Origin of the sequence: Roseburia sp. 1XD42-69, from assembly GCF_003612565.1 — a bacterium.
Taxonomy (GTDB): Bacteria; Bacillota; Clostridia; order Lachnospirales; family Lachnospiraceae; genus Roseburia_B.
Map to the genome: position 1 here is coordinate 1 of NZ_RAZG01000115.1, position 6,670 is coordinate 6,670.

Consider the following 6,670-nt stretch of genomic DNA (forward strand, 5'->3'; position numbering starts at 1 on the left):
TTACACAGGTATTCGATGAGTTGCAAGCACAAAATGCTTTTCCAAGCGGTACACTTGAAATTTTAGGAGGTCGCTACGGTCATATAGGTTCAAGTATTATGTCTTTTAAAATAGTACTTAAAATTCTAATTAAATTGTTGGAACAAAATGAGGAATTGATGGTTGCTAATATCAGTTCAATTATATTAGATGGTTGCAAATAGAATTTTGCAATTCGATTTGGCTGTTTGTTTTCAAATGTCAATAAGGAGTAAATTGAGGATGCGTGGAATGATACATGATTTAATAAAAATACCTCAGACAATAAAAACTTGTGCATTGGAAGTGATTCACAGTATTGGATTATACTGAAAGATTTTTTGTCCAAAAGAAAGGACTATGGAATAGAAATTCTATTTTTGATATATTCAGATGTTCGTTCAAGCAAATTGTTTATGAAGATTTAGTAGTCAGTATAGATAAAAATTGGCAGACAATAAAGGCACAAATGTTTCACAAGGTCAGTGGTTGAATAATCAAGAGGTTGCGGATTACTTGAATAAATATGGGGTAATAGAATATTCACAACCACCCCAAGAGATTTCTATTCCAGAGGGCTTGGGTCAGGTGATTTTTCCTGACGGGAGTATAAAACCTGCAACAAGTTGCAGAGTTATTATAAATAAAGCAACTGGAAAGATTCGTAGTGCAATACCTATTTTAAAATAAAAGAAGGTGAGTTTATGTTTGATATGAGACTGGATAAAAGCAATTTTACCGAAAAATCATACTGTATTGAAGATATTAAAATTTTAGACGAAATAACATTAATCCATGCAATATGTGAAATGTTATATGAAAATCATGCAAATTTTTTATTTTATGATGAAAATGATAGTGATTTTGGCATGGATTGTAAATTTGATTTACCTTGCTTATTAGATAATTTTGAACAAATAATGGATGGCTTACAAAGAAACAAAGATTTTGAGATAGAATTTTTTGAGCCGGGGAGGGAATATTATTTATCTTTTGCAAATGATGAAGGTGTAATGACTGTATCGTTACAAATAGGATATGATGAAAAACGGGTCAGGAAATATGTTACAGAAAGTGCAATTGTGAAAGATATTTTGGTGAATTTGTTTAAAGATATATTTATTATTGCTGAAAGAAATATCAACAATATTAGAGAAAATCCAGTATTTAATGGGTGGGTGAATATTCTTGGATTATCATTTTGATGTATTTAAACGTCATCCAGGTATGGCATCAGGAGGGAAAATATGCATGATTATTATATCGTTTACTACTGTGCAAATGTTATAGAGAAAGAACTAATTATTCAAACGATTCAACCATTGAATGATCTTAATAAACATAAGGAAGATATATATTTCAGAGGTTCTGACACATTCTTTTGAATGTATTCTCCAGTACAATCAGATTTTAGATATTGAAGAGTGTGAAATAGACATATTTATCAGTGAGAATAAAACAGAATTGGAAGAGATGCAAGGGTTTGGCTGGCCAATTGATTATGAAAATTTGCCAGAATTAAAACAATATCTTATTTCTAATGGATATAAATTATGCAGTTGATATGGAAATTCATAATAAAGTTGGAAAAGTAGTTTGGGAAAATTAGGAGAAAAAATGTTAGAGAAATTGATAAGAATAGTGAAAGATAAGAACATTGATGACATTTATTTGACAGGTTTTGTTGATATTGAAGATGGAATTGCACAGTTTCACCATGATTTAAGATTTGTATATCTAGAATTAGATGATAAGTATTTAAGATTTGAATCCATAGAACAATTTTCAAGGTTAAGAATAAGTATAGTAAATGCAATTAATTTTGATTATGAAGTAGATGAAGATATGATACGAGCCAAATCATCCGTCAGTGAAGTTATTCTAAATGATACAATGGCGATTGGAAATGATATAGGTGAGATTACATTTTATAATCTAGAGCAAAAGATTGAATTAATTTGTGATGCCATTGAACTGAAGTTAGTCAATGGACAGGTAATATTTTTAGATCCATCATACTATTTTGGAATCAACATAGGAGGCAAAGAACAAAAAGAAAAGTGGAAATTAAATATAAAAAAGGACACCAAAGTTTGTGAAACATTAATAAAAATATAAATGTAAACTAAATATGAGAGAAATAATATATGATTTCACAATGCATAGTTTGTATTATGCAAACCTAGAAATTAATGTTTCCATTTTTCCCATTGATACAGGTATTGAAAAGAAATGTTTGTCGTACTTTATTTCAAACAAATGATTATTTATTGTAGAATTTTGATTTATCCTCATGAATCCAGATGAGGTATATGATTTGACAAAAAGATACCTCATTCTTTGACGGGACAAAGTAAAGGGGGAAAAGCTATGATGATATTGGCCCTGTTGGTATTTAAAGACGCCCACATTTTAAGGAAGAGTATACTATGGTGGAGTAGATAAGAAGGCTTCATATGTCGGAGAGTGCATTCCGCAGGGCGTCGGCGGGGGCCACAGTATTTGGTATAGCCGTATGTCCGCCAGCGGGGGCAGCGGCGTCTGCCGGTGCAGTGGATACTTTAGTCAGTTTCATTCCGCAGATTATCGGGATAGAAGCGGCGGCAGAGATGCTGGCCCAGGCGGGAAAGGCGTTGTTGAGTAAGCCGCCGGATGGAGGTGATGCGGTAGGGGGTGAAGAGGAAGGGGTTTATATTGAGAATATTAAGGATACAAGACGTATTTATGACCCAAGCATTAAACATGATCCTCAAGCTGGTTGGGGAAGTGAAAATCCAATTCCGGATCAAGAAACCGGGCAAAAATTGTTAGATTCAGCATACTCTTCATCTAAAAATAAGCAATTATACAATATATATAATGGTAAAATAATTAAGTTTCAGCCAGATGGGACATCGGGAAATTGGCATGCTTATCAGGTTAAGAATACATCTACTGAAGTTCCTGTAGATGTATATAAGCAAATGATGAAAGAAAAGGTTATCGACAAGAAAGTATATAATAAATTGATTCATAATAATTGGCACTAGTACAGCGAATATAAGTAATTGGCAGTTTGGCTTGCCTATTTTCCTGATAGCACTATTCCCCAAGACTCGACGTAGCCACCGTTATGCTTTCGTTTGGGAAGCCGCACTTTTAGAAAATATTCTGCGCTAAATTATCCAAAATTTAATTTTTGCTGTACTAGAAGATAAGCTCAAAAGATAAAAATGAAAAGCGAAAGTATATTGGCTATAAGGTATATAGTCTTATTGGTTTCTTTTGTAGAGGAGGTTTATAAATATGAATTTATTAGGAAATAAAGAAATTTTTGGGATTCAAATTGAGAAAGATGATTATGCTTATCAAATGTCTTTATATGTTAATGGGCAAGATATCTTACAGTTTGAGATGGAGGGTGTCTGTTATCCATATAGATGGCGTAACTTTAAAGATATCATAGAGTGGATTCAAAAGAATCTAAAAAGTATAATTAGCGAAGACGAGTGTCCATTAGTATTACCCGGTGATTCAGCGGTAGAAATTTGGAAAAGTGTTTACAAAATGGAACCAGAAGTGGTAGATATGGATCAATTTGAAATTTTGCAAGACTGGATGTTTCGTCATTCCTGGTTTTCGGCAAGGGCAGGTTCTTATTTGGCGGAAATTTTCTTTAGAAAAAAAGGGGATAATGTAGAAATATCTTGGGATAACTCCAATACTTTTAAAGATGACGGTGTAAAATTTGTTTTTCCAGTGGGAAAATATGAAGTAGGTATTAATGATTTCCAGAAAGTTATGGAACAAGTGTGTTACATTTATAGTCAATTATAAGTTTTTTATGCAATTACGGAGTTTGTACGGAATCTGTAATCAGTCTGAAAAGTTGGATGTGGAAAGGTGAACATCATCTGTACAATTTTTGGTTAGATACAGCAGGGTATGAGAAATTAGATTGTGACAGTATAACAATCCAAAATTCAAGCTTCTATGAAATGGTTTATGAAGCCGTTGCTGAAATAGATAATAAGATGTACGGTTGCATAAAAATAGTTAGTATTAGTTTAGAAACGGATTTTTATTTTGAAAAAGATATAATGAGTGTAATTGAAAAATCACGTAACGTAGTGTCCTGGATAATAAGAGAAAAAGAAATGAAAAATGATGTGAAAAAACTTATGCAGATAAAGTAGCTGAGGGATTGGATATGGTTATATAAGAGAAGCGGTATTGATGGTGAAATAGGCAACCGATGGTGGGAGGCAAAATCAGGAAATTATTGGGAACTTCTTCAAAAAAATCCGGCGGCATTAAATAAATTTAAATCGGATATGGGGCATAGATTGCGTATAGCAACTCAAAATGGGGCAACATATGAGTTGTTTTCAAATACGCCCATTCCAGAATCAATAAAACAATGGCTTTTGGATAAAGGAATTTATTTTACAGAACTAATTAATTAGTTAGGGAGGTTAATATGGAAGCATTCATAACTATAAATTGTAGCAATTATTCGGATAACATAATAGATATTATAAATTTGTTTCAAGAAATAGGGTGGGAAATATACAATTCCAAAGGAGAAATAGAATTTTTACCTATTGGAGATGATGATAAATATGATTGGCAGAGGGAAAAAATGTCAGTGGAAAATTTTTATGAAATTGTTTCAAAAAAGCTTGCTCAAAATGAGCAAGTAGGAGTTGATTTGTTTTACAAGGGCACAGAAGGGATTTCATTACTAGCTTTTAATACAGAACAAATTTTGTTAAGTATCATAATCAACCGGAAGCTTTTGGATAAATGCCATACAGATATGAGGTGGTATTTAGAACATATCATTTACAAATTTTTTGAATTTGGTGTAAATATCTTGTCATACAATATGGAAGAATACGAAGATTAAAAATATCAGGTATCTATAAATCTCAATGGAATCGAAAGCGGCATCTCCGAGAAAAACGCCTCAAGGTCAGTGGTTAAATAATCAAGAGGTTGCGGAATACTTGAATAAATATGGGGTAATAGAATATTCACAACCACCCCAAGAGATTTCTATTCCAGAGGGCTTGGGTCAGGTGAGTTTATGTTTGATATGAGACTGGATAAAAGCAATTTTACCGAAATAACATTAATCCATGCAATATGTGAAATGTTATATGAAAATCATGCAAATTTTATATTTTATGATGAAAAACGGGTCAGGAAATATGTTACAGAAAGTGCAATTGTGAAAGAAATTTTGGTGAATTTGTTTAAAGATATATTTATTATTGCTGAAAGAAATATCAACAATATTAGAGAAAATCCAGTATTTAATGGGTGGGTGAATATTCTTGGATTATCATTCTGATGTATTTAAACGTCATCCAGGTATGACATCAGTAGGGGAAATATGCGGGAAATGATATATGATTTCACAACACATAGTTTATATTATACAAACAAAGAAATTAGTGTCTCTATTTTTTCCCTGGCCATAGATACTTTGGAAATGGTGTTTGAACTGCAAACAGGGAAATTAATTGGGATACAGGGATTTCTCCCACTGGTACAGGCATCAAATAGTAAAATTTTTCTTCCGAAATTTCAAAAAGGTGAGTATTTATTGCAGAAATTTGATTTGTCAAAATGCAATCCCAACGAGGTATATGACTGGACAAAAATAGTACCCCAGACACAGAAATATTTTGAAAAGTTATCTATAAAATATGACGCCGAAAAAGGAATCATTCAGATTGGAGAAACGCTGAGCGAACAGGAAACTGCAATAAAAGTAAATGATAATATATTGTGTGGTCTTGACCAAAATTTGTATTTAAAATGTGTGTACATAATGCCAACGCAATTTATTGGAAAAGAGCAAAGATAAAGGAGGAGGTTTTGACCGTAGTATTAGATATAAATATATTATGTAATAAAATGGTGGAGAATGAAAATGTAAAGACACTTTTATGTAATTATGGAGTTTGTATAGAGTCTGTAATCAGCCTGGCAAATTGGATGTGGGAAGGTGAACAGAAAATAGAATTAGATCAAATAGAAAAAGAAGTGGACAGTAACCGTATTATTGCTATTCAGTTGAAAAAGCCTTCAATAAAGGATTTAGGGGTATATATTGAAAAATGCGGTGAACATTATCTGTACAATTTGTGGATAAATACAGCAGGGCATGAGATGTTAGATTGCAACAGTGTAACAACCAAAAATTCCAGTTTCTATGAAATGATTTATGAAGCTATTGCTGAAATAGATAATAAGGATTCCGGCTGCATAAAAATAGTGGGTATTGGTTTAGAAACAGATTTTTATTTTGATAAAGATATAAGGAGTGTCATGGAAAAATCACGCAATATTGTATCTTGGATAATGAGGGATAGAAAAACAGATAGTGATTTGAAAAAATCTTATACAGAAAAAAGCGTCGGGGGATTGGATATGGTTATATTAGAGAAGCGGTGTTGATGGTTTCTTTGGTATAGGCGGGAGCAGCGGCAGCCCAGGGAGGAAAGACGAATTTGATTAAATATCAAAAATTAGATGAATATCGTGTGATGAGGCTGTGGATAGATGAAATGCCTGAGGATGGGGGGATTTCTACAAACACAATAATCAAAGAATATGATGCAAATGCAAATGTAAAATGGTTTAATGGGACACTTTGTTTAGA

At 32.5% G+C, this 6,670-nt stretch carries 11 protein-coding genes; all 11 read left to right on the plus strand.

Annotated elements, in window-relative coordinates; all coding sequences use genetic code 11:
• A partial coding sequence (locus tag D7Y06_RS26210) for a hypothetical protein (protein ID WP_158591473.1) occupies nucleotides 1-203 on the plus strand: 203 nt, incomplete at its 5' end.
• Between the two features lie 262 nt (nucleotides 204-465).
• Complete coding sequence (locus D7Y06_RS25695) at nucleotides 466-708, plus strand: hypothetical protein (protein ID WP_147415759.1); 243 nt, start codon at nucleotides 466-468, stop codon at nucleotides 706-708.
• Between the two features lie 14 nt (nucleotides 709-722).
• Nucleotides 723-1,223: a hypothetical protein gene (locus tag D7Y06_RS23300; protein ID WP_120409922.1), complete on the plus strand. Its 501-nt coding sequence runs from the start codon at nucleotides 723-725 to the stop codon at nucleotides 1,221-1,223.
• A gap of 412 nt (nucleotides 1,224-1,635) precedes the next feature.
• Nucleotides 1,636-2,136: a hypothetical protein gene (locus D7Y06_RS23310; RefSeq protein ID WP_120409924.1), complete on the plus strand. Its 501-nt coding sequence runs from the start codon at nucleotides 1,636-1,638 to the stop codon at nucleotides 2,134-2,136.
• A gap of 338 nt (nucleotides 2,137-2,474) precedes the next feature.
• A complete protein-coding gene (locus tag D7Y06_RS23315) occupies nucleotides 2,475-3,047 on the plus strand; it encodes a hypothetical protein (protein WP_120409925.1) in 573 nt (190 codons plus the stop codon).
• Nucleotides 3,048-3,303: 256 nt separating this feature from the next.
• Nucleotides 3,304-3,834 (plus strand): hypothetical protein, encoded by a 531-nt coding sequence (locus D7Y06_RS23320; protein WP_120409926.1) that lies wholly within the window; start codon nucleotides 3,304-3,306, stop codon nucleotides 3,832-3,834.
• A gap of 56 nt (nucleotides 3,835-3,890) precedes the next feature.
• Nucleotides 3,891-4,193 carry a hypothetical protein gene (locus D7Y06_RS23325; RefSeq protein ID WP_120409927.1) on the plus strand — a complete coding sequence of 101 codons (303 nt, stop codon included), beginning with the start codon at nucleotides 3,891-3,893 and terminating at the stop codon, nucleotides 4,191-4,193.
• A gap of 284 nt (nucleotides 4,194-4,477) precedes the next feature.
• Nucleotides 4,478-4,906 carry a hypothetical protein gene (locus tag D7Y06_RS23330; RefSeq protein WP_120409928.1) on the plus strand — a complete coding sequence of 143 codons (429 nt, stop codon included), beginning with the start codon at nucleotides 4,478-4,480 and terminating at the stop codon, nucleotides 4,904-4,906.
• 180 nt (nucleotides 4,907-5,086) lie between these two features.
• Nucleotides 5,087-5,353 (plus strand): hypothetical protein, encoded by a 267-nt coding sequence (locus D7Y06_RS23335; RefSeq protein WP_120409929.1) that lies wholly within the window; start codon nucleotides 5,087-5,089, stop codon nucleotides 5,351-5,353.
• Nucleotides 5,354-5,395: 42 nt separating this feature from the next.
• On the plus strand, nucleotides 5,396-5,872 hold the full coding sequence (locus tag D7Y06_RS23340; RefSeq protein WP_120409930.1) for a hypothetical protein: 477 nt from the start codon (nucleotides 5,396-5,398) through the stop codon (nucleotides 5,870-5,872).
• Nucleotides 5,873-5,883: 11 nt separating this feature from the next.
• Nucleotides 5,884-6,465 (plus strand): hypothetical protein, encoded by a 582-nt coding sequence (locus D7Y06_RS23345; protein ID WP_120409931.1) that lies wholly within the window; start codon nucleotides 5,884-5,886, stop codon nucleotides 6,463-6,465.
• The last annotated feature ends 205 nt before the right edge of the window (nucleotides 6,466-6,670 follow it).

Bases quoted from the DNA above. Each gene is read 5' to 3' on its own strand.
- D7Y06_RS23300 (WP_120409922.1), top strand. From the start codon at position 723: ATGTTTGATATGAGACTGGATAAAAGCAATTTTACCGAAAAATCATAC.
- D7Y06_RS23310 (WP_120409924.1), top strand. From the start codon at position 1,636: ATGTTAGAGAAATTGATAAGAATAGTGAAAGATAAGAACATTGATGAC.
- D7Y06_RS23315 (WP_120409925.1), top strand. From the start codon at position 2,475: ATGTCGGAGAGTGCATTCCGCAGGGCGTCGGCGGGGGCCACAGTATTT.
- D7Y06_RS23320 (WP_120409926.1), top strand. From the start codon at position 3,304: ATGAATTTATTAGGAAATAAAGAAATTTTTGGGATTCAAATTGAGAAA.
- D7Y06_RS23325 (WP_120409927.1), top strand. From the start codon at position 3,891: ATGTGGAAAGGTGAACATCATCTGTACAATTTTTGGTTAGATACAGCA.
- D7Y06_RS23330 (WP_120409928.1), top strand. From the start codon at position 4,478: ATGGAAGCATTCATAACTATAAATTGTAGCAATTATTCGGATAACATA.
- D7Y06_RS23335 (WP_120409929.1), top strand. From the start codon at position 5,087: ATGTTTGATATGAGACTGGATAAAAGCAATTTTACCGAAATAACATTA.
- D7Y06_RS23340 (WP_120409930.1), top strand. From the start codon at position 5,396: ATGCGGGAAATGATATATGATTTCACAACACATAGTTTATATTATACA.